The 20,514-nt window shown below is 64.4% G+C and carries 19 protein-coding genes and 1 pseudogene; 9 read left to right on the forward strand and 11 right to left on the reverse strand.

The annotated features are described in order from the left end of the window. Positions 1–270 precede the first annotated feature (270 nt). From GSQ90_RS30850 to GSQ90_RS30865, 4 genes are all read right to left on the reverse strand, one after another. Positions 271–2,448, reverse strand: coding sequence for a cytochrome P450 (locus GSQ90_RS30850; protein WP_158818826.1), 2,178 nt, complete (start codon positions 2,446–2,448; stop codon positions 271–273). Positions 2,449–2,533: 85 nt separating this feature from the next. After that, positions 2,534–3,163: a flavin reductase family protein gene (locus GSQ90_RS30855; RefSeq protein WP_158818827.1), complete on the reverse strand. Its 630-nt coding sequence runs from the start codon at positions 3,161–3,163 to the stop codon at positions 2,534–2,536. Positions 3,164–3,199: 36 nt separating this feature from the next. Continuing rightward, positions 3,200–4,111 (reverse strand): fumarylacetoacetate hydrolase family protein, encoded by a 912-nt coding sequence (locus GSQ90_RS30860; RefSeq protein ID WP_158818828.1) that lies wholly within the window; start codon positions 4,109–4,111, stop codon positions 3,200–3,202. A gap of 115 nt (positions 4,112–4,226) precedes the next feature. Beyond that, the gene (locus tag GSQ90_RS30865) at positions 4,227–5,345 is read right to left on the reverse strand and encodes a cupin domain-containing protein (protein WP_158818829.1); all 1,119 of its coding nucleotides are present in this window, start codon (positions 5,343–5,345) and stop codon (positions 4,227–4,229) included. A 126-nt stretch (positions 5,346–5,471) separates the two neighbouring features. Here GSQ90_RS30865 and GSQ90_RS30870 point away from each other — a divergent pair, with 126 nt between their 5' ends. Next, positions 5,472–6,230, forward strand: coding sequence for a GntR family transcriptional regulator (locus tag GSQ90_RS30870; RefSeq protein ID WP_158818830.1), 759 nt, complete (start codon positions 5,472–5,474; stop codon positions 6,228–6,230). Between the two features lie 210 nt (positions 6,231–6,440). After that, positions 6,441–7,462, forward strand: a pseudogene (locus GSQ90_RS30875) (class II D-tagatose-bisphosphate aldolase non-catalytic subunit). Here GSQ90_RS30875 and GSQ90_RS30880 read toward each other — a convergent pair. From GSQ90_RS30880 to GSQ90_RS30910, 7 genes are all read right to left on the reverse strand, one after another. Further along, a complete protein-coding gene (locus GSQ90_RS30880; protein ID WP_158818831.1) occupies positions 7,399–7,797 on the reverse strand; it encodes a cupin domain-containing protein in 399 nt (132 codons plus the stop codon). The pseudogene GSQ90_RS30875 and the gene GSQ90_RS30880 sit on opposite strands and share 64 nt — an antisense overlap. 87 nt (positions 7,798–7,884) lie before the next feature. Then, positions 7,885–8,553 carry an ABC transporter ATP-binding protein gene (locus tag GSQ90_RS30885; protein ID WP_158818832.1) on the reverse strand — a complete coding sequence of 223 codons (669 nt, stop codon included), beginning with the start codon at positions 8,551–8,553 and terminating at the stop codon, positions 7,885–7,887. Continuing rightward, positions 8,525–9,361 carry an ABC transporter ATP-binding protein gene (locus GSQ90_RS30890; RefSeq protein WP_158818833.1) on the reverse strand — a complete coding sequence of 279 codons (837 nt, stop codon included), beginning with the start codon at positions 9,359–9,361 and terminating at the stop codon, positions 8,525–8,527. Before GSQ90_RS30890 ends, GSQ90_RS30885 begins: the two co-directional genes overlap by 29 nt. Positions 9,362–9,363: 2 nt before the next feature. Then, on the reverse strand, positions 9,364–10,359 hold the full coding sequence (locus GSQ90_RS30895) for a branched-chain amino acid ABC transporter permease (protein WP_246731852.1): 996 nt from the start codon (positions 10,357–10,359) through the stop codon (positions 9,364–9,366). Then, positions 10,349–11,293: a branched-chain amino acid ABC transporter permease gene (locus GSQ90_RS30900; RefSeq protein ID WP_158818834.1), complete on the reverse strand. Its 945-nt coding sequence runs from the start codon at positions 11,291–11,293 to the stop codon at positions 10,349–10,351. Before GSQ90_RS30900 ends, GSQ90_RS30895 begins: the two co-directional genes overlap by 11 nt. Positions 11,294–11,305: 12 nt before the next feature. Continuing rightward, positions 11,306–12,394, reverse strand: a complete 1,089-nt coding sequence (locus GSQ90_RS30905; RefSeq protein WP_246731853.1) for a branched-chain amino acid ABC transporter substrate-binding protein — start codon at positions 12,392–12,394, stop codon at positions 11,306–11,308. Positions 12,395–12,474: 80 nt separating this feature from the next. Then, positions 12,475–13,161, reverse strand: a complete 687-nt coding sequence (locus GSQ90_RS30910; RefSeq protein ID WP_158818836.1) for a GntR family transcriptional regulator — start codon at positions 13,159–13,161, stop codon at positions 12,475–12,477. 127 nt (positions 13,162–13,288) lie between these two features. Between GSQ90_RS30910 and GSQ90_RS30915 the strand changes: the two genes are divergently transcribed. The 7 genes from GSQ90_RS30915 to GSQ90_RS30945 are packed head-to-tail and all read left to right on the forward strand — an operon-like array spanning position 13,289 to position 20,513. Next, the gene (locus tag GSQ90_RS30915; RefSeq protein WP_158818837.1) at positions 13,289–13,849 is read left to right on the forward strand and encodes a cupin domain-containing protein; all 561 of its coding nucleotides are present in this window, start codon (positions 13,289–13,291) and stop codon (positions 13,847–13,849) included. Between the two features lie 7 nt (positions 13,850–13,856). After that, a complete protein-coding gene (locus tag GSQ90_RS30920) occupies positions 13,857–14,609 on the forward strand; it encodes an SDR family oxidoreductase (protein WP_158818838.1) in 753 nt (250 codons plus the stop codon). Between the two features lie 8 nt (positions 14,610–14,617). Next, the gene (locus tag GSQ90_RS30925; protein ID WP_158818839.1) at positions 14,618–15,412 is read left to right on the forward strand and encodes an aspartate dehydrogenase; all 795 of its coding nucleotides are present in this window, start codon (positions 14,618–14,620) and stop codon (positions 15,410–15,412) included. Further along, positions 15,409–16,644: an FAD-binding oxidoreductase gene (locus tag GSQ90_RS30930; RefSeq protein WP_158818840.1), complete on the forward strand. Its 1,236-nt coding sequence runs from the start codon at positions 15,409–15,411 to the stop codon at positions 16,642–16,644. Before GSQ90_RS30925 ends, GSQ90_RS30930 begins: the two co-directional genes overlap by 4 nt. A gap of 2 nt (positions 16,645–16,646) precedes the next feature. After that, positions 16,647–17,660: a 4-hydroxyproline epimerase gene (locus tag GSQ90_RS30935; protein WP_158818841.1), complete on the forward strand. Its 1,014-nt coding sequence runs from the start codon at positions 16,647–16,649 to the stop codon at positions 17,658–17,660. Then, the gene (locus GSQ90_RS30940; protein ID WP_158818842.1) at positions 17,653–19,497 is read left to right on the forward strand and encodes a cobalamin-dependent protein; all 1,845 of its coding nucleotides are present in this window, start codon (positions 17,653–17,655) and stop codon (positions 19,495–19,497) included. The genes GSQ90_RS30935 and GSQ90_RS30940 overlap by 8 nt, the downstream gene beginning before the upstream one ends. Next, entirely contained in the window at positions 19,479–20,513 is a 1,035-nt protein-coding gene (locus GSQ90_RS30945; protein WP_158818843.1) for a proline racemase family protein, read from the forward strand. Before GSQ90_RS30940 ends, GSQ90_RS30945 begins: the two co-directional genes overlap by 19 nt. Position 20,514: the final 1 nt, after the last annotated feature.

The raw sequence follows: 20,514 nt of genomic DNA on the forward strand, positions 1-20,514 counted from the left end.
TTAATCGGCGGGGAGCTCGACGCCAATCGACGTTGTAGGTCTTTGACCGAGCTAATGATAGAGCGTTCGAGAGGCGGCGCCGAGGGATAGCCTATGGCCGTTGCGACTCGTATAAAATTGTGAGTGGAATGCCTGCGTTTCGTCCGGCTGCGCCTTGGTGAAAGGGCGTTATTAAACCGCGCTGTCGCGCGCACGAGGCCGCAAATTACTGGATGCGTTGCGATTGACTAGCGCGCCGCCCGCTTATTCCCCGTTTCGTGCCCGAAGAGATCAAATATCCAGTACGATAACTCTACTTTTAGATCGCGAACAGCAGACGGCTATTCTGTCGTTCTCGGCTTTCTCCGCATCTGTCAGCACCATATCGCGGTGATCCGGCCGACCCTCGATAACGCGCGTCAGGCAACTACCGCACACGCCATTCCGACAACCTGTCTCAACGCGATAGCCGGCTCGAGTGACCGCCGCGAGAATGGTCTCGGCCGGGCCAACCTCGATTCGGCGCCCTGATCTTGCGGCCATGACGGTAAACGGGTCGCCGTTGACGTCGATCTCCGCCCCAAAGTGCTCCTGGCGCACTTGCTCGGTTGGGATTCCAGCAATGCGCGCGGCTCCCGCGACGTAATCCATATAGCCGCGAGGGCCGCAGATATAGATCAGCGCGCCGGCCGGCGCATTTCGTATTTCCGAGGCCGCGTTGAGCGCCTGCTCGGCGCCGCCGTCGTCGAAATGTAGTCGAATGTCTTCCCGGAACGGCAGCGTCTCGATTTGTTCGGCCCAGGCCAGCCGAGATCTGCTGCGCGCCGAAGCGTGCCAGGTGAACGCTCGCCCGAGTTCGTGCAGCCGCCAGGCCATCGCGAGGATAGGCGTCAGGCCGATGCCGCCGGAGAAGAGGAGGTAGCGGCTGGCTGTTTCATCGAGCGCAAAATGATTGCGAGGGCGCGACAGCCTGACCGCGCCGCCGGTCTCAAACTTCGCGTGGATGGCCTCGGAGCCGCCGCGTGATTGGGGGTCGCGCTGCACCGCGATAAGGTAGCGCCCGAGCTTTGTCGGTCCCGTTAAAGAGTATTGCCGAACGACCCCGTCCCGGACATGGATATCGATGTGCGCGCCGGGCGACCAAGATGGGAAGACGTCGCCGCCCGCCGGCTCGATCTCGAAGCTCATCGTGTCGTCCGTCAGCCGCTCGCGCGCGATGACGCGACCCATGAGCGGCGTTAGCTCCGCCCAAGGGGCTTCGAGGGCTTGTTTCGACCTCCAGCTTTCCGATGCTGCCGATAGGGGAATGAACTTGGTCGGCAAGGATGAAAAGCTGTAGATGGTGTTGTTGAGGCCGACAATGGCTTCGCCGACCTCAATCGCTTCGACGCGCGGGATCATGGCTTCGAGAAGCGCGATCATCTCCATTTGCGCCAGATGCATCCCGACGCACATGTGAATGCCGCTGCCGAAGCCGAGATGGTGGCGTGGGTTGCGGGTAATGTCGAAATCGTTCGGCCTCTCGAAGACAAGTTCATCCCGATTCGCCGAAGCGAACACCATCATGACGCGCGCGCCTTCCGGGATCATCGTGCCGCTCACCTCGACGTCGCGCGCTGTGTGGCGACAGAACGAGCGTACCGGCGAGGCCATGCGGACAGCCTCGTTCGCCGCACTGCGCGCCAATTCTGGACGCGCGCGCAGCAGCGCCCATTGGTCCGGATTCTTCCCGAGTCGCCAGATCAACTGGCCCGTCGCCGAGATCGTCGTGTCCAGGCTGGGGTTCAGATAATCTCGCATCGACACCGGCGCGAGTTCGGCGGGTAGGGCGCCCTCATCGACAAGATCGAATAGGCGGCGCGTCCAACTTCCTGATTTGAGCATTGCAGGCGTTTGCGTCTGTGCGAACCTGCGTTGCTCGAGGAAAACGGCGAGCGCGGCCTTGCCGCGAGCGTTCTGCACGCCGAGCAAATCGAAAGTCGCATTGGCCCAGCGCAGCATGTTCTCGCGGCCGTAGTCGGGTAGCCCGACGAGGTCCCGGACGATGGTGAGAGGCAAATGAGTCGCCAAGTCGCGCATCGTTTCGAAGTCGCCTACGGCGACAAGTCGATCGATTAGCTGTTCCGCCGATTCGTTGATGAGCGGGCGAATTTGATCAAGCGCGCCTGGCAACAGCGGAGCAGAAGTCGCTTGCCGGATGGCGTGGTGCCGCGCTCCGTCGGATGCCGCGGAGTTTCCACGCGTGACCTCGTTGGCGAGCGGATCAGCGGCGACGCCGCGGCCGCTGATGAACGTGTCATGATCCCTCAAGGCGTCGGCCACTTCGGCATGACGGACCAGCGCGAAATTCTCGTGTCGCGGCAGCCAAACCACCGGCCCGAGTTCCCGCATCCGGGCGTAGTGCGGCCAAGGATTTCGTATGAAATCGTTTGAGTAGAAGTCGGCGTCATAGATCGGAGCGTCGGGCATAAACTCAGTCCGCCGTCGAAACAATGGTCCGCCGTACGACGGCGACGCACACCGATGTCGACATAGTCAATCTCCTTCTCGGCAACTAGCGGGCCGAACTTGCGGGCCAAACCGGACGCGGCATGGAGAAAAGGTCCGTCGTGCGAACGTACATGTCCGCGCCGTGCATGCGCCCGATGAGGTTCATCGCCTCCGTCTGCACGCGCGGTCGGTCGCCGACGATCAAAACCGCCTCGGCGAAGTGCGCCATGACGACTTGACCCAGGATGAGCGTCTGGCAGGGGCCAGTTTCGATCAATTGGAGCGTCCGGCATTCGAACGCCACAGGCGAGTCTCTGACGCGCGGCGGCCCGACCTTCGTGCTGCGCGTCGTCTCGATTCCGGCGTGAGCCAACTCGTCAATCTCAGGAGGGGCGTCGATGCACGTGGCGTTCATCGCTTCCTTCATCTTGTCAGGTACGAGATTCACGACGAACTCGCCCGTTTCCATGACGTTGGCCACCGTATCCTTGTGTCCGATGCGACCAGGCAGCGCGCCGATGGCCAGGATCGGCGGCTCCGAGCCCATCATATTGAAGAATGAATAGGGAGCCGCGTTGAGCACGCCAGCGCCCGATCGGCTGACAACCCAGGCGATAGGCCGGGGAACGATGCTCGAGACCATAAGTCTGTAGCAGGCCTCGGCGGTCATCGATTCGAAATCGAAACTGCGCATCCAGGTACCGGCCCTTCATTGCTGTGAAGTGAATCGTCAGGCTCTGACAACCGGATGGCGGATCGACCCGATTCCTTCGATCCCAGCCTCGACGACATCGCCGGGCCATAACCATTCCTGCGGCGTCCGTCCCGCACCAACGCCATCGGGCGTTCCTGTCGCAATGATGTCGCCGGGTTCGAGCGTCATGACGGATGAGAGGTCCGCGATGAGTTCGGGGATCTTAAACAGCATATGTCGGGTATTGGATCTTTGCTTCTCCACGCCATTGACTCTGAGCCAAAGTTCGAGACCGTGCGGCTCGGTCATTTCGTCCGCCGTCACGATGCAGGGGCCAAACGGTGCGAAAGTGTCCTGTCCCTTCGACACGATCCACTGACCGGCGCGGCGGCAGTCACGCGCGCTGATGTCGATCATCACGCTATAGCCAAAGACGTGATCGAGAGCTTGGTCCACACCGACCCGCCGCGCTGTCTGGCCGACGATCACCGCCAGTTCGACCTCCCAATCCAATTGCTGCGTGATGGCCGCGTCATGCTGGATGGCGTCCCCCGGGCCGATGACGGTCGTGGGCGGCTTGCTGAAGACAACCGGCTGCTTGGGCAGGTCTTTGGACGTGTCGAGGCTGCGACTCGATTCCGCGACATGCTCCACATAGTTCAACCCAATCCCGAAGATGTTCTTGCGCGGGACGGGGATAGGCGCGAGCAGCCGGACATTGGAAAGGGGCAGGACCGCTTCGATCGGCCAGTCATCCAAACCTTTCTGCAGAATCCGGGCAGTCGCTCGCGTCACAGCAGGGCCTCTGCTGATGAATTCAAGCATGTTGGACGGCAGCTTTAAATCGCTGCCGGCCCCAAGCGCCTCGACATCCACGACGAAGCCGTCGGACAGCGCTCCGAGCCTGGCTCGGCTTTCGATCGATCGTCGGTAAGTAACAAGTTTCATCTGTCCCACATCGTCTGGATCGGCTTCAGATCAATCGGAAGGTCCGCGCCGCGAGGTTCAAGGCTCCTCGAAAAGGCGCCAGCGTTCCGTCTCGGCCCAGAGAGATTTTCGCCGCTCACTGTGGTTGATGACCGCCGTTGTCGCCGTAGGCTTCCTCACGATACAGCCCCAACGCCGTCATCACGGGAAGGTCGTTGAAGCAGAACAGACAAGCGTCCTCGCTGTTCGAGGCGTTGCCATGTTCATGGAACGTCCATGCGGGGAGACAGAAGATGTCGCGCTCGCCCCAATTGAACCGCTTGCCGTCGATGATCGAATATCCTTCGCCCTTAGCGCATTGGTAGAGGTAGCTGCCGGTGTGCCGATGCGCCTTGGTCCGTTCTCCCGGCCGCAACAATTGCATGCTGGCGCCGATGGTCTGCATTACCGGACCGCCGGTTCTTGGGTTGATGTAACGCATCATCACGCCGTCGTAGGGCGAACCGTCGGTCGATTTGGAGTAGCGCAGAAGCGCCTCATATGTCGGGCCCCATTCGTATTTGAGAAGGGGCGAATAGCCCTGCGACCACGCATTATCGATGGGCTGAAGGCCCGGAGCCCCCCACGCGTGGGACATGTCGTCGACCGGAAAAGTTGCCGGCTGGGTCAAATCCGGATGAACGACGTAGAAGTTGGCCTCCAGGCAATTCACGAGCGGGATGTCGAGTCCGTCCTGCCAGATGCACGGCGTCCCGCTTTCCTCCACGGCATGCTCGTGCCACGTGCCGTTGGGCGTGAGAACGAAATCATTCCGGCCGAGCGTCATCTTGTGCCCGTCGACGATCGTATAAGCGCCGGTTCCTTCCATGATGAAGCGAAGCGCGGAAGCCGAATGGGCGTGAGCGGAAGCGCGCTCGCCGGGATTCATCACCTGAAGACCAGAATACAGCCAGCCGACGGCGGCGGACACATCGCGACGACCGGGATTATTGAGATAGATGACCCGCCGGCCCGCCTTCTCCGGCGTCACCAGATCCACCGATCGAAGGACATGCTCGCGCAGGTCCTTGTAACGCCACAGTACCGCCTCAGAACTGGATTTTGGCTGCCACGGTTCGATCTTGTTGGCGACGGTCCAGAGCGCGCCGGCGTCGAGGCTATCGAGTTCATTGTAATAGGCCAGCAACTCGGGCGTATCTTCGACATTGGCCCTGCCGGCAATATCTTCCCGGTGGTTCTCGCGCTCGCTCGACATGATCATCTCCTGAGATCGCGGGCAGTGAAGCACGGCAGCCCCCCATTATGTCAACATATTTTATAAAAAAATGATATTGCATAAAATATTCAATGGCCGTAAGCCGGGATTCATGGAAGCGATAAAATGAGCGTTATTCAACGGAGCTTGGCCGACAACCACGAAGTCTCGCTCGCGGACCGGGCCTATTCCGTACTCCGCAGGGACATCCTTGACGGGGCGTTCGATCCTGGCCAGCCCCTGCGCCTCGAAGCCTTGAAGGAGCGATACGGGTTGAGTTTCTCCCCGATCCGCGAGGCGTTGACGCGCCTAAGCTCGGATCATCTGGTCGTGCTGTCGAGCTTAAGAGGCTTCAGGGTGGCGCCAGTGTCGCTCGACGAGATGTGGGACCTGATCTCGACCCGTCTTCTGATCGAACGCGAAGCTCTGCGGCGGTCCATCGCCAAGGGAGATGATTTCTGGGAGGCCGCGATTCTCGCCGCCTTTCATGCGCTCCGCCGGAGTTCGGAGCGGATCAGTTCGGACGCGGCGGCCCATGAAGAGTTGGAGCATCGGCATGCCGACTTCCACACCGCCTTGATTGCAGGATGTGGCTCGCCGTCGCTGCTGAAGATCGCCGCCAAGCTCTACATGCAGTCCGAGCGTTATCGCCGACCCACCCTGTTTCGAGAAAACAGCTCGGCTAGGGACGTCATGGGCGAGCACGAAGTCATCATGGCGGCGACAATCGGCCGTCGATCCGCCGAAGCGCTGAGCGCTCTCACCGGTCACTACGAAAAAACTGGCCACACCATCGAGGCCGTGCTTTCGAAAACGGCGGTCGCATCCAAGCCGCATGGGCGCAGACGCTCCAAAGTTGCGTCAGCGGAAAGCCAAGCGTCCTGAAAGCATGATGATCTCCTCGTTTGTCCGCACGCCGGAATGGTGTGCAGAAAAGTGGTAGGGAGGCGGACGGCCTAACGGAAGACGCTGAGCCAGCGAGTGAGGCCGGAAGTGATCGCGATGCGATCGGAATAGCTCGCAAGATCATGGCGGGCATTGACTGGCGCCTCGACGGGCCGAGGCGTCACATCGGTTTGCTCCGCACATCCGCTGGTGATCGAGGCGCCGCTGCGCCAGGCTATGGGGAGTGGCGCGCCAGCACTGATCGAGGCGACCTACAATCAGGTCAACCATCGCGGCGGCTACACTGGCATGGCGCCGGCCGACTTTCGAAGATTGGTGGACGGCACCGCTCACAAGGTCGGCTTCGATCCCTCGCGCCTGATCCTTGGGGGCGATCACCTAGGTCCAAACCCCTGGAAGCACCATGCGGCGGAAGAGGCCATGCATGAGGCGGCCATGATGGTCGAAGCCTACGTTCGGGCGGGGTTCGAGAAGATTCATCACGACGCCAGCATGGGTTGTCTTGGCGAGCCCCCAGCACTCCCAGACGAACTCACCACCGGGCGCGCGGCAACGCTAGCAGCCGTCTCCGAGGCCGGTGCTGTAAGCAAGCCGATCTATGTCATCGGCGCCGAAGTCCCTTTCCAGGCGGGGCAGTCAGCGCTTCCCATGCAATCGATATCACCAGCTCCGATGCCGTCCGCCGGACGATCGAGGTTCATCGAGATGCCTTCGCGAAGCTGAATCTCCAAGGCGCATTTTCGAGGGCTATTGCGGCTGTCGTGCAGCCAAGTGTCGAGTTTGGGGATAACTGGGTCCATGTCTTTGACCAGACGACAGCGCGCGATCTGAGTGCTGCACTCTACGACCTGCCCGGCTTCGCGTTCGAAGCGCACTCCACCGACTATCAGCCGCAATATGCGCTTGACGGTCTCGTCAGGACTGGCTTCGCAATCTTGAAGGTCGGACCCGAACTGACCTTCGCCTTACGGGAAGCCCTATACGGCCTCGATATGATCGCGACTGAACCGACCGGCGATGCGCGTTCGAATTTGCGGCAAGCAATGGAAGAAGCGATGCTCGCGGACCCTCGCCATTGGCAGCCTTACTATCAAGGCGACGAGCGCGAGCTTGGCGACGGCAGGCGAGAGGCTGGGCTCGCGCGTTCTCAACCTATAGCCGCGTGCGTCGGCGACCAACGGCGGCTGGTTTCCTTCGAACTGTCGTACTGAGCCTCGAAAATCGACGAGGCAAGCGTCGCGCGGACGTGCAACGTTTCAGTTCCGATGTTGCGAAAGCCATGCGACGCGCCTGCCGGTATAAGGACAGACTGATTTGCGCCGGCGACCGACTTCTCGCTGTTCACCCATATTTCGGCGCTGCCCGAAATCACTTCCAGGACTTCTTCGACGGCGTGGACGTGCGTGGGGGCCCCGAGACCGGGATCGCAGAACTGATCGAAGATACAGAGCTGACGGCCGCCGAACAGGTGTGACATCCGCATCTGCGTCATCACGCCATCGCGCCATCGTTCGAGTGGATGGTCAGCGTGGTTGAGGACTTCCATGGCGGCGACCTTTCGATGACGTGTTCCAATTGATGATCTCAGTCGGGTCGGGCAGTCACTCCGCTGGAGCCGCCCCCCGCGCCTACGCTAGGCCACGCGAGGCAGGTACAAGTCGCGCACCCGCTCATCGCCACGCAGCGTATCGGCCGGCCCCGCGCAATGCACGCGACCATGTTCAAAGGCGTAGATAAAATCGGCGATCTCAAACGAGAGGTCGACGTTCTGCTCGACCAGGATGATCGAGACGCCGCGTTCGGCAAGCCGGATCACGATCTCGAATATCTGGTGGATTACGATGGGCGCGAGCCCGAGCGAGGGCTCGTCGAGCAGCAGAAGTTCGGGATTGCCCATCAGCGCCCGGGCGACGGCGAGCATTTGCTGCTGGCCGCCCGACAGACGGCTTGCCGATTGCGTCCGCCGCTCGCCCAGCATCGGGAACAGGCTGTAAACCTCTTCGAAGAGCTCCGCACGGCTCTTGCCACGACCCGGCAGAAACCCCGCAATCAGGTTCTCCTCGACCGAGAGGTGCTGGAACACGCGCCGTCCCTCGGGACAATGGCCAAGACCCCGGCGGGCCATCTGAAAGGGCTTGGCGCCCTGAACAGGCTCGCCCTTGAAGGCGATGCGGCCGGCGATCGGGCGGCACAGTCCGCTGACGGTGCGCAGCAGGGTCGTCTTGCCGGCGCCATTCGGGCCGATAATGCAGACGACCTCGCCTGCAAAGAGTTCAAGACTGACCCCATGCAAGACCTTCACCCGCTCGTAGCCGGACTCGATTGCGTCGACCGCGAGCAGCGGCTTCGATGTTCCCCATCGCTCCGGGTTGGCCAAGATATGCCTCCTGCACTTGCGGGTTGTCGCGAATGGCTTCAGGATTCCCGTGGGCCAGAACCGCGCCGCGATTCATGACGTAGATATCGTCCGACACCGACATGATGAGCCTCATGTCGTGCTCGATCAACACGATCGCGAGTTCGGGTCCTCGCAGAGTCTGGATATGGGCCTTCAACTCGTCCGTTTCGCCGTGATTGAGGCCGGCAGCCGGCTCGTCGAGCAGGATCGCGCGCGGGCGCGCCGCTACCGCGCGCGCCAGTTCCACGATCTTTTGCTGCCCGTAGGCGAGGCTTCCCGCCTGCCGCTCCGCAAGATGAGCGATGCCCAGCCGCTGGAGCACGGCCATGCAGGTGTCGCGGACCTCCGCGCCGGCGCCCGGGCCAAGCCAGAACGCCTGCGCGATCAGCGTCGGCAACGAGCGCGGGACCAAGGCGACCTCGAGGTTCTGCAACACCGAAAGGCCATCGAAAAGCCGGATGTTCTGATAGGTGCGGCTCAGACCCGCGCGGGCGATCTTGTATTTCGGCAGACCCTGCAGTTCGACGCCATCGAGGAGGATGCGCCCGCTCGTCGCGCGAAACGAGCCTGCCGCCATATTGACCAGGGTCGACTTGCCAGCTCCGTTCGGGCCGATCACGGCGGTGATCACGCCGGGCCGGATCGTGAGCGAGGCGTCGTCGATCGCGACATTGGCGCCAAAGCGCTTGGTGACATGATCGAAGATGAGCATCGTCAGCGCGCCATCAGCTTGCGGGCGAACCAACTCGGTCCGTATTCGCGACGGATGAGGCCCATCGGCCGGGCCAGGATGACGAGCACGAGGGCCACGCCGAAGAGGAGCTGCCGGTAATCGGCATAGGCGCGCAGCAGTTCGGGCACGAGGACCAGCAGGCCGGCCCCGAGCATCACGCCGAATGGATTGCCCAGACCGCCCACGACGACGACGAGCACGATCGAAAGGGATTCCCAGAAGGTGAAACTCTCGGGGCTGACGAAACGCTGCATGGACGCGAAGACGACGCCGCCCACGCCCCCAATGGTGGCGCTGGTCGCAAAAGCGATGAGCTTTACCCCGGTGGTGTCGATGCCGCAGCCGCGCGCTGCATCCTGATCCTCGCGGACAGCCGCCAATGCGGTCCCCAAGGCGCTCTCTTGCAGGCGCCAGACGAACAGGAACGTCAGCACCGCAAGGCCCACCAGGAGGTAGAGAAAGTCGACCGGCGTCGACACACGCCAGCCGAACAGGCTCGCCTCATCGATCCGGGCGATGCCTTGCGGCCCGTTGGTCATCCAGTCGAGATTGTTCATCAGCACGCGGATGATCTCGCCGAAACCAAGGGTCACGATCGCGAGGTAATCGCCGCGCAGCCGCAGCACCGGGATGCCGAGCAGCACCCCCGCCAGCGCGGCGAGGCCTGCGCCGATCGCGAGGATCAGCAGAAATGGCAGGTGCAGATCGAATTGAGGCGACGCCAGCAGCGCGTAGGTGTAGGCGCCGATCGCGTAGAAGGCGACGTATCCGAGATCGAGCAGGCCGGCGTAGCCGACCACGATATTCAGCCCCATGCCGAGAATGGCGTAGAGCAGGACGAGGTCGAGGATGCGCAGCGGATAGGCGGGAAGGAAGACGCCGACAACCACCACCGCGATCGGCATCAGCGCCATCGCGGCTAGGGCGCGGATGACGGGTCGGCGGCCGATCGGGGCTATGGCGACTTCAGAAGTCACGCTTGTAGACCATGGTCTCCTCGCTGACATGCTCGCCGAGCAGGCCGGAGGGGCGGAACAGCAGTATGAGGACCAGCACCGAGAACGCGAAAATGTCGCGATATTCAGTGCCGATGACCCCGTGGGTCAGAGCCGGCATCCAGGCGGTGGCGAAGGTCTCGATGGCGCCGAGCAGCAGGCCGCCCAATACGGCTCCGGGGATCGAGCCGATGCCGCCCAGGATCGCGGCCGTGAAGGCCTTCATCCCGATGACGAAACCCATTGAGAAGGTCGCGACACCATAATAGGAGGCATAAAGAATGCCCGCCACCGCGCCGAGGCCTGGCCCGACAAAGAAAATAAGGGCGATCGGCAGGTTTGGGTTGATGCCGACGAGCGAGGCCGTTTCGGCGCTCTCGGCCACCGCACGGATTTTCACGCCAAGGCTCGTGCGGTTGACGAGAAGCTCGAGCCCGACCATCAGCACCAACGCCACGGCGAGGATCGCGAGCTGCTTGTAGCTCACGATGGCGCCCGCGACGTTGATGACGCCGCGGGGCAGGAAGGAGGGATAGATGAGCGGGCGGCGCCCGCCCGCCAGCATCACGACGTTCTGGATCACCACCGCCATGCCCAGCGCCGACAGCATCGGCGCGAGCCGCGACGTGCCCCGCAGCGGCCGATAGGCGACCGCCTCGACCGAGACGCCGAGGAGACCGATGGCCACGAAGGTGGCGAGCCCGGCCAGCAGCGCGACGCCGGGATGACCCGTGACGCCGCCTAGCAGGCCCGCCGCGAAGAGGGCGACGAAAGCGCCGGCGGTGAACATTTCGCTATGGGCGAAATTGATCAGCCGCAGAACGCCGTAGACCATCGTGTAGCCGAGGGCGATCAGCGCGTAGATGGCGCCGACCGTCAGCGCATTGATCAACTGCTGAAGGACGAGCGTCGCCATCGCTGACCCCCCTTACTTGAGCAGCTCGAACTTGCCACCTTTCACCGTGTAGAGAAAGATGAAGGGCTGCTTCAGCTCGCCGTTGGGCTGGAAGGAGACGTGGCCGACGAGGCTGTCGAAGTCGCTCTTGGCGATGGCGGGGACGATCGTGTCGCGTTTCGGCGAGGCTCCCGCGGCCTTGATGCCGTTGATCACGACCTGGGCTTCCATGTACCCATAGGCCGAATAGGGGCCGGGATCCTCCTTGAAGGCCGCTTTGTAGGCCTTGGCGAAATCCTGCAGCTGCGGCGAGGAATCGTAGGGCGGGGCCTGGAAGGACACGATGGCGCCCTCGGCGTTCTCGGGGCCGGCTCCCTGGATGAAATCTGGCGTGAAGGCGGAATCGGCTGCGAACACCTTGGCTGTAATGCCAAACTCGCGCGCCTGCTTCACGAACAGGCCGACGGCCGGCATGATGCCGCCGAAATAGATGACGTCGGGATTCTCGCTCTTGATGGTGGTCAGCAGCGCGCTGAAGTCGACATCCGTCTGGGCCACGCCGCTGAACGAGGTGATGGCGCCGCCGCCCTTCTTGAAGACGTCCTGGAACACTTCCGCGACGCCCTGCCCAAAGGCCTGCTTGTCATGCACGATGGCGGCCTTCTTGGCCCCGAGCGTCTTCAGCGCGTAATCGGCCGGAGCCGCGCCCTGCGAGAGGTCGTTGGCGATGGGCCGGAATAAATTGGCGTAGCCGCCCTTGGTGACTTTCGGATTGGACGAGTTCGTCACCTGCGGCATGCCGCAGCGGTGGTAGACGTCGGAGGACGGTATGGTGACGCCGCTATTGAAGTTGGCGATCACTGCGAGCATGCCAGCATTGTCGCACTGCTTCTGGGCCACCAGGGTGCCCTGCTTGGGGTCGCCGCCGTCGTCCTCCCGCTGAAGCACGAGCTTCTGCCCGCCGATGCCGCCGGCGTCATTGGCTTGGCGTAGGGCCAGCTCCATGCCGTTCATCCAGGTGGCGCCAAAGAGGGCCTCCGAGTTGGTGAGCGGTCCGGCGCTGCCGATCGTAATGTCGGCGTAGGCTGCGCCCGATAGCGTCGCAAGGAGCGTGGTGGTCAACGTCAAGGTCACGAAACGCATGTTGGATTTTCCTTTCCATTCGATACGAAGCGACCGCCCGCCGGCGAGGCGACCAGCCGTCAGGCGATATGTTTCAGGCCTTCCTCAGCGCCGCGGGACAGCGACGCCATCAGGTTGCGGGACACGCGCGCGATATGGCGGCGCAGCATATCGACACCGCGCTCAACGTCGCGCAGGCGCGCATAGGCCAGCATTGCGTGGTGGTCCGACAATTCTCGCTCGACGTCCTGCATGACCATCAGCTGCAGATTGACGTAGCGCGCCGCATTGTCATGCACAGAGCGCAGGAGCTTCAACGTGATGCGGCTTCCGCTCGCCCGGTAGAGGGCCTCGTGGAACCGCCAGTTCAGTTCGCCCCAGTTGCTGACGTCGCCGGTCTTCGAGGCTTCCTCGATGAGGGCCTCGGCCTGGTCGAAGTCGGCTTGCGACATGCGCGGGATCGCGGCCTCGAACAACCAGGTCTCGAGTCGCATGCGGATGCCGAACAATTCCTCAAGTTCGTCTGGCGACAAGCAGGAGACGATTGTGCCCTTATGCAGTTCGGAGACGACGAGGCCTTCCGCCTCGAGATGACGGATGGCCTCCCTGAGGGGGATGCGTGAGACGCCAAGTTCCGTCGCGAGCCGCTCCTGACGCAGCGTCGTTCCCTCGGCGAGCTGGCCATTGAGGATGCGACGGCGCAGCTCGGTCGTGATCTGCTCGGTCAACGACGTGCGCACCGACTTGGGGACAATTTCTTTCGCCATATTGGATATCATATCGATGGCCTTGGCCGTATCAACCCCAATTTATGGGCATTTTCAGCATAAATTGCCTATTTTATGCACTTGAAACACGGAAATCTCGAGACTATTCTCGAAATAGTATCCAATTATGAGGAGAGCGTCGTTGACTCAATCTACTGTCGCACAGGCAGCCGACGCGCCGGTTCGCGGTACGTTGGGGGAGATACTGGTCGTCCAGCCCGGAACCGCTGAAAGCCATTGGCAGCCCGTTCCTGCCAACGGCCACATTGAGGTGATCTTCGCGCCGCATCGGGTGGCGATGGAACATCCGATCGGGCTCGGCACCCAGACAGTGGCGGTCGGCGGCTACGTCCGCGAGCACGCGCATGACCGCAACGAGGAAGCGATCTATGTGGTGCGCGGCAAGGGCCGCGCCGTCATCGATGGCGAGAACCATTCCATGGCGCCCGGCTCCGCCTTCTTCATCGGCAAGAATCGCCGCCACATGTTCATTAACGAGGGCGAGGAGGAGATGAGCTTCGTGTGGCTGATCGTCCCCAACGGCCTGGAGGATTTCTTCCGCATGATCGGGCGGCCGCGCCAGGACAACGAGCCCGATCCGGAACCGTTCCAGCGGCCAACCAACGTTCTCGAAATCGAGCGGCGGACCGTTTTCGCGGCCCAGCCCGCCGACCAGCGTCAACCCTGAGCCCGCCATGCGCCTCAAGAACAAGATCGCCCTCATCACGGGCGCGGCGGCCGGCATTGGCAAGGCCACGGCCACGCTTTTCGTGCGCGAGGGCGCCAAGGTGGTGATCGCGGATCGCGACGGCGACAAGGCCGCGGCCGTTGCGCGAGAACTTGGCGACGCCGCGTCCGCCTTCACAGTGGACGTCAGCAACGGCGCCCAGGTAAAGGCCATGATCGACGACACGTTGGCGCGCCACGGCCGCCTCGACATCCTGGTGAATAACGCCGGCTACGGCATCCGCGGCAACGTCGTTACCACGCCGGAGGACGAGTGGGACGCCCTCATGGCCGTGAATTTGAAGGGCGTATTCCTGTGCTCGAAATACGCCGTCCCGCCTATGATTGCGCAGGGCGGCGGCGCCATCGTGAACACGGCTTCCACGATCGCCAGCGTCGGCATTCCCGACCGGGTCGCCTATGTCGCATCAAAGGGCGGCGTCGCGGCGCTGACCCGCGCGATGGCGCTCGACCATGCGACGGACAATATCCGCGTCAACAGCGTGGCGCCCGGCGTGATCTGGTCGAGCTATTACGAGAAGATGGTCGAGACCCATGAGGATCCCACCACGTTCCTGGCCAAGCTGAAGGCCCGGGCGCCCACCAACCGCTGGGGCGAGCCGCACGAGATCGCCACTGCGATCCTCTGGCTGGCGTCGGACGAGGCCTCCTTCGCCACCGGCAGTTCGATGACGATCGACGGCGGCTACACAGCCTGGTGACCAACCCTATGGCGACGCGGACCTCTGTGGGCATCATCGGCTTCGGCGCGATCGGGCGCGACCTATCGGCCCGTCTGACCGCCGAGGGTTACGCCGTGATCGTGCAGCTTCGCGCGGGCTCGACCTCGCGCCCCACCGTGCCGGCGGAGATCCGGGTTGTTGAGAACGTCGAGACGCTGATGGCTGCATGCCCAGTCGTCGTCGTCGAGGCCGCGGGGCAGGCGGCCCTGCGCGATGCAGCGCCCGTACTGCTCGGCGCCGGCATCACGGTCGTGGCGGCCTCCACCGGAGCGCTGGGCGATCCCGCGCTCTTCGAGCGCCTGGAGGCAGCGGCGCGACGCGGGGGCGGGCGCTTGATCGTGCCGGCTGGGGCGCTCGGGGGGCTCGACTATCTGGCAGCGTTGCGCGGGTGCGCCGGCGCTACCGTCCGCTACACCACACGAAAACCGCCGGCCGCCTGGCGTACCGAACTCACCGCGGCGGGCCATGATCCAGAAACTCTCGCCGCGGAGGTCGTCCTGTTCGAGGGCGGGGCCTTCGAGGCGGCGCGTTTGTATCCGCGCAATCTCAACGCCGGCCTCACCGTGGCGTTGGCCGCGGCGCCCGCGCCCGTGGTTGTCCGGGTGGTGGCCGATCCGGCCGTCTCGCTCAACACGCACGAGATCGAGGCGGAGAGCGAGCTCGGGTCGGCCGCCATGCGCTTCGCCAACCGGCCCTCGCCGGCCAATCCCAAGACGTCGGCGCTGACGGCGGCGAGCCTCGCGGCCGCCGTGCGGCGCCTTCTCGCGCCCGTGGTCCTGTGAGCGCCCCCTCGCACATCGTGGTGATCGGCGCCGGGATCATCGGCCTGAGCGTAGCGCGCGCGCTGCTTCGCGACGGCCACAGCGTCACGGTGATCGACCGCGATCCCGCCGGCGACAAGGCCTCGTTCGGCAATGCAGGTGGATTGGGCGTCACCGAGATTCTGCCGGCCGCTGCGCCCGGCCTGATCTGGCGGATCCCGAAATGGCTCGCCGATCCGCTTGGTCCGCTGTCGCTCCGCCCCGCCCATCTGCCGCACCTGCTGCCCTGGCTCGCGCGCTTCCTGCGCAGCGGTACCGCCGCCGAAACGACGCGGATCGCTGGGGCCCTCGCGGCTCTGCTCGCGCCCGTCTATGACGACATGCTGTCGCTGCTGGAGGAACTCTCCCTCACGACCGACCTGCACCGCGTCGGCGCGCTCTGGGTCTATGATACCGAGGCCGGCTTCCAACGCGATGCGCCAGCCCACGCGATGCGTCGGCGGCATGGCATCGAAGTGGAGACGATCAGCGCGGCGGAGGCCCGCCGGCTTGAGCCCGCGCTCGCCCCTATGAGCGCCCGCGCGGTTGTCACGCCGCAATGGTCGCATGTCTCCGATCCCAAGCGCATCGTCGACCGGCTGCGCGAACAGCTTCTGGCCCGAGGGGTCGCGATGCTGCCGCTGGAGGCGACAGGCATCGAGGGCCGCGCCGTCGTCACCGCGCAAGGCGATCGCGTCGCATTCGACACCCTGGTCGTGGCGGCTGGCGCCTGGTCCGGCCGCATCGCGCGCACGGTCGGCGACCCCGTCTTGATCGAAAGCGAGCGCGGCTACAATGCGACGCTTCCTTCACCCGGCGTCACGCTGTCTCGAGAGGTGATCTTCGCCGAACGGCAGTTCGTCGCCACGCCTCTGGCGATCGGCCTGCGCATAGGCGGCGCCGCGGAATTTGCGGGGCTCGACGCCAAGCCGAACTTCCGGCGGAGCGACGCCCTGGTGACGCTGGCGCGCCGCTACCTGCCCGATCTCGATCCGCGCGGCGCCGTGCGCTGGATGGGTCATCGGCCCGCGACGCCCGACAGCCTGCCCGTCATCGGCCGCTCGCGGCGGCGGGGCGACGTCGTCTATGCCTTCGGCCATGGCCATCTGGGGCTGACCCTCGGCCCCACCACCGGCCGGCTCGTCGCCGACATCGCGATCGGACGCGCGCCATCGGTCGATCTCTCCCCCTTCTCTGTCGCACGGTTCGCCTGACCATGACCGCTCCCACCCATCCTCACACCTTCCTTTGCATCGACGCGCACACCTGCGGCAATCCAGTCCGCGTGGTGGCGGGCGGCGCGCCGGTCCTACCGGCCGTCGACATGGCCGAGAAGCGCCAGATATTCCTCGCCGAGCACGATTGGGTGCGGCGCGCCCTGATGTTCGAGCCGCGCGGTCACGACGTTATGTCCGGCTCGATCCTTTACCCGGCGTCGCGGGCGGACTGCGACCTGGGCGTTCTGTTCATTGAGGTCAGCGGCTGCCTGCCGATGTGCGGCCACGGCACGATCGGCACCGTGACGGTGGCGCTCGAGGAGGGCTTCGTGACTCCGAAGGTCGAGGGGCGTCTCGCGCTGGAGGTCCCGGCCGGCCGGGTCGAGGTGACCTATGAGCGTAATGGACGCTTCATCGACAGGGTTCGGCTCTACAACATCGCGAGTTATCTCCACGCTGCGGAGGTTAAGGTCGCGGCGCCTGGCCTCGGCGAACTCGTGGTCGACGTGTCCTACGGTGGGAATTTCTACGCCATCATCGAGCCACAGAAGAATTGGGCTGGACTCGACGCGATGAGCGCAGACGACATTCTGAAATGGAGCCCGATCGTCCGCACGGCAGTGCAGGACGCGGTGGCCCCCGTCCATCCGGAGGATCACCGGATCGCCGGCGTCAGCCATGTCATGTGGGCCGACAAGCCCAAACATCGTGAGGCCCATGCCCGCAACGCGGTCTTCTACGGCGCCAAGGGAATCGATCGATCGCCATGCGGCACGGGCTCCTCGTCCCGTATGGCGCAGCGCGTCGCCAAGGGCCTGCTCAAGATTGGCGATGATTTCGTGCACGAAAGCATCATTGGCACCCTGTTCCATTGCCGCGTCGAGGGCGAGGCCCGCGTCGCGGACCGCCCCGCCATCCGTCCGAGCATCGGCGGCTGGGCGCGGGTTATCGGCCACAACACGATTTTCGTGGACCCGCGCGACCCGCTCGCTCTGGGCTTCCAGCTTGCCTGAGCCTGCCGCCCCACTCGATCGTGCGGCGCTTACGCCGCCGAACCTGCGCCCCGGCTGGGAACTCGTGGCCGAGGGCCGCGCGCTCGCGCGCGACTGGCGGGTCGGCCGGACGCCCTTCCTGGATCGGGCCGGGGCGGCCTGCGAGGCCGACTACAAGCGCGCCGCCGCGGCCGAAGGGCGGATCATGCAGCATGCCCATATCGGGTTCCGAAGCGTCGATCGGACCGTCGGCGCCATTGCGGAGGTCTTCGACACCTGCGGCGCCCGCGGCGTGACGGTCGATCGTTTCGGCATCACGCTCGACTGGTCGATGGGCTACCCGGCCCTGAGTCGCGCCGGTCGTCCCAAAGGCACCGGCATCGTGCTCGACGGCCCGGAGGATTTTGCGCGCATCGCGCATGCGGCGCCGGCGGCGGCCCATTTCGGCGATTTCATGCTCGGCCTGCCCGGTGCGCTCGACAATACGAAACACGCGCTCGCAGCCGGCGCCACGGCGATCGGCAACCTCGGGCAATATTTCACGTTCCGTCTGCCTGAATGGGACGATGACGTGGCCACGACCGAGGCGACCGTGCAAGCGCTCGGCCTGATCGCCGCCCAGCCCGTCGAGATCATGGTCCACTCCAACCTCGACGATGGTTTTGCCGGGCTGTTTGCCGACATGAGCGCGACGCTCGGTATGGTGCTGATCGAAAAGCACATCGTCGAAACCCTGATCGGCGCGCGCACGAGCCATTGCTTTGGCCATCACTTCACGGCGCCCGCCATGCGGCTCGCCTTCCACCGAGCGCTGGCCAAGGTGACCGCCGGGCCCGGCACCATGATTTTCGGAAATACTGTGAGCTACCGCTCGACCCCGGGCGGCAATTTCGCCAGCCTCGCGAGTTACCTCCAGGCGGATATCTGGGCCTTGCGCCGCCACCATACAGGCCACGCCATCAACCCCGTGCCGGTGTCGGAGAACGAGCGCATTCCCGACGTCGAGGAGATCATCGACGCACAGGTCTTCGCGGCGCGAATGGTGGCGCATGCCGCCGATTCGTTCGACCTCGTCTCGTTCGCCGAGGTCGATCGCAACGCCGACATCCTCGTCAACGGCGCGCAAAGATTTGCTGGCCGGGTTTTGGACGGCCTCCGAGCGGCCGGCGTCGACACTGCCGATCCGGCTGCCCTAATGCTCGCGCTGCGCCGGATCGGACCCAAGCGGCTGGAGGCGCTCTACGGCCCCGGCGCTTCCGATTCCGACGCTTGGGGCGGCCGCAAAGCGCTGATCCCCGCCGAATGGGTCGAGGACCTACGCCGCGCGGCCGGCGGCTGGGTGGCGCTGACCCCAGCCCCCGTGCGCGAGCGCCTGCGTGCAAGCGGCATCAAAGTCTGCGTCGGCGCCAGTGACGTCCACGAGCACGGCAAGATGCTGATCGACGAGGTTCTCGCCGGCCTCGGCCTCGCCATCATCGACGGTGGGACCTCGGTCGACGCCGCCGACCTCGTCGCGCGCGCGCTGCGGGGCGGCGCGGACGCCGTCGCTGTCAGCACCTACAACGGCATCGCGCTCCGCTACGCCCGCGAAGTACGGGACGCGCTGGCGGCGGCGGCCGCGGATCTACCTCTCTGTATTGGCGGCCGCCTCAACCAGGTGCCGGACGACAGCAATTCGGGCCTGCCGGTCGACGTCACGCGCGACATCGCGGGTGTCGGCGCCACGCCCTGCGCCACGCCCGAGGCCCTGATCGCCGTACTCGACGGCATCGCCCGGCGGCAGGAGCGCGCTGGCGCGCCCCAACCCTCCCCATCCACACTCAATACTGAGAGGTCACTATGCGCTTTTCCCGAATGATCACCGTGGTCGGCGCCCATGCCTGCGGCGAGCTGAACGAGGTCATCACCGGCGGCGTCCGCGACGTGCCGGGCAAGACCATGTTCGAGAAGATGCAATATGTGGAGAAACACGCGGACGACCTCCGCCAGTTTCTGCTTAACGAGCCGCGCGGCAAGGTCAACCAATGCGTGAACCTCGTGCTGCCGCCCACAAATCCAGCGGCGGACGTGGGCTTTGTGATCATCGAGGCCGACTATTACGTGCCGATGTCCGGCACCAACACGATCTGCACGGTCACGGCGCTGCTGGAGACGGGGATGATCCCGATGGTCGAGCCTGTGACGAAGCTCACCCTCGAAGCGCCCGCTGGCCTCGTGCCCGTCACCGCGGAATGCCGGGACGGCAAATGCGTCAGCGTCACCTTCGACAATGTGCCCGCGTTCGTCTTCGCGCTCGACGCCGAGGTCGATGTGCCGGGTCTAGGGCGGATCAAGGTCGACGTGGCCTATGGCGGGATGATCTATTGCATCATCGACGCACAGAGCCTCGGCTTCAAGATCAACAATTCGGAAGCCGCCAAGCTCGTGGAGGTTGGCGAGCGCATCAAGCGCGCGGCGGCCGTGCAGATCCCCTGCGTCCACCCGGAAAACCCTGAGATTCACACCATCAACCAAACCCTGTTCGCCGGTCCGCTGCAAACGACGCCGGAGGGCAAGCGGGCGCGCAACACGGTGATCGTGTCGCCCGGGCGGCACGACCGCTCGCCCTGCGGCACGGGTACCTGCGCGCGCCTCGCCGTGCTGCACGCGCGCGGGCAGCTCGCGCAGGGCGAGACCTTCGTGCACGAGAGCCTGATCGGGACCGAATTCATCGGTCGCATCCGCGGCGTCGCCGAGGTCGGCGGCAAGCCCGCCATCCTGCCGACCATCACGGGCAAAGGGTGGATCACGGCCTTCCATCAATACGTCCTCGACCCATCCGATCCGTTCCCGCTCGGCTTCCGGGTCGGCGACACCTGGCCGACCTCCGGCTGAG

This window comes from Methylocapsa sp. S129 (assembly GCF_009765995.1).
Taxonomy (GTDB): domain Bacteria; phylum Pseudomonadota; class Alphaproteobacteria; order Rhizobiales; family Beijerinckiaceae; genus Roseiarcus.

Excerpts from the sequence above, each read along its gene's own strand:
- GSQ90_RS30855 (WP_158818827.1), bottom strand. The coding sequence starts at position 3,163 with ATGCGCAGTTTCGATTTCGAATCGATGACCGCCGAGGCCTGCTACAGA.
- GSQ90_RS30910 (WP_158818836.1), bottom strand. The coding sequence starts at position 13,161 with ATGGCGAAAGAAATTGTCCCCAAGTCGGTGCGCACGTCGTTGACCGAG.
- GSQ90_RS30890 (WP_158818833.1), bottom strand. The coding sequence starts at position 9,361 with ATGCTCATCTTCGATCATGTCACCAAGCGCTTTGGCGCCAATGTCGCG.
- GSQ90_RS30920 (WP_158818838.1), top strand. The coding sequence starts at position 13,857 with ATGCGCCTCAAGAACAAGATCGCCCTCATCACGGGCGCGGCGGCCGGC.
- GSQ90_RS30850 (WP_158818826.1), bottom strand. The coding sequence starts at position 2,448 with ATGCCCGACGCTCCGATCTATGACGCCGACTTCTACTCAAACGATTTC.
- GSQ90_RS30860 (WP_158818828.1), bottom strand. The coding sequence starts at position 4,111 with ATGAAACTTGTTACTTACCGACGATCGATCGAAAGCCGAGCCAGGCTC.
- GSQ90_RS30915 (WP_158818837.1), top strand. The coding sequence starts at position 13,289 with ATGAGGAGAGCGTCGTTGACTCAATCTACTGTCGCACAGGCAGCCGAC.
- GSQ90_RS30945 (WP_158818843.1), top strand. The coding sequence starts at position 19,479 with ATGCGCTTTTCCCGAATGATCACCGTGGTCGGCGCCCATGCCTGCGGC.
- GSQ90_RS30870 (WP_158818830.1), top strand. The coding sequence starts at position 5,472 with ATGAGCGTTATTCAACGGAGCTTGGCCGACAACCACGAAGTCTCGCTC.
- GSQ90_RS30865 (WP_158818829.1), bottom strand. The coding sequence starts at position 5,345 with ATGTCGAGCGAGCGCGAGAACCACCGGGAAGATATTGCCGGCAGGGCC.
- GSQ90_RS30925 (WP_158818839.1), top strand. The coding sequence starts at position 14,618 with ATGGCGACGCGGACCTCTGTGGGCATCATCGGCTTCGGCGCGATCGGG.
- GSQ90_RS30880 (WP_158818831.1), bottom strand. The coding sequence starts at position 7,797 with ATGGAAGTCCTCAACCACGCTGACCATCCACTCGAACGATGGCGCGAT.
- GSQ90_RS30900 (WP_158818834.1), bottom strand. The coding sequence starts at position 11,293 with ATGGCGACGCTCGTCCTTCAGCAGTTGATCAATGCGCTGACGGTCGGC.
- GSQ90_RS30935 (WP_158818841.1), top strand. The coding sequence starts at position 16,647 with ATGACCGCTCCCACCCATCCTCACACCTTCCTTTGCATCGACGCGCAC.